At 64.9% G+C, this 581-nt stretch carries 1 protein-coding gene; it reads left to right on the top strand.

Going from position 1 to position 581, the window contains the following annotated elements; genetic code table 11:
• Positions 1-581 (top strand): NAD(P)(+) transhydrogenase (Re/Si-specific) subunit beta (locus FLQ44_RS18090; RefSeq protein WP_147695486.1); only part of this gene is annotated, 581 nt, incomplete at both ends.

Raw genomic sequence — 581 nt, 5'->3', positions numbered from 1 at the left:
ACCGGTCTCGCCGTGGCCTTCAAGGGCTATGTGCTGCAGAGCGAGTCGCTGATCATCGCCGGCACCGTGGTCGGCGCGGCCGGTATGCTGCTGACCCAGCTGATGGCCAAGGCCATGAACCGTCCGATCAGCAATGTGCTGTTCTCGAACTTCGGCGGCAGCTCGGGCGAGGCGCAGGAAATCACGGGCAGCCAGAAGCCCATCGAGGCGTCCGATGTCGCCGCGATGATGGCCTACGCCGAGCGCGTGGTGATCGTGCCGGGCTACGGCCTCGCGGTCGCCCAGGCCCAGCACAAGGTGTGGGAGCTGACCCAGCAGCTGATGAAGCGCGACGTCAAGGTCAAGTTCGCGATCCATCCGGTGGCGGGCCGCATGCCGGGCCACATGAACGTGCTGCTTGCCGAGGCCGGCGTGCCGTATGACCTGATCGCCGACATGGACGACATCAACCCGGAGTTCGCGATCACCGACGTCTCGCTGGTGATCGGCGCCAACGATGTGGTCAACCCGGTGGCCAAAACCGATCCGGCCAGCCCGATCTACGGCATGCCCATCTTCGACGTTGTGAACTCGAAGAACAC

Source organism: Vogesella mureinivorans (genome assembly GCF_007644035.1).
In the GTDB taxonomy this organism is placed as follows: domain Bacteria; phylum Pseudomonadota; class Gammaproteobacteria; order Burkholderiales; family Chromobacteriaceae; genus Vogesella; species Vogesella mureinivorans.
Note: the sequence above shows the minus strand (reverse complement) of the source record. Positions and strands in the feature narration are given on the sequence as shown.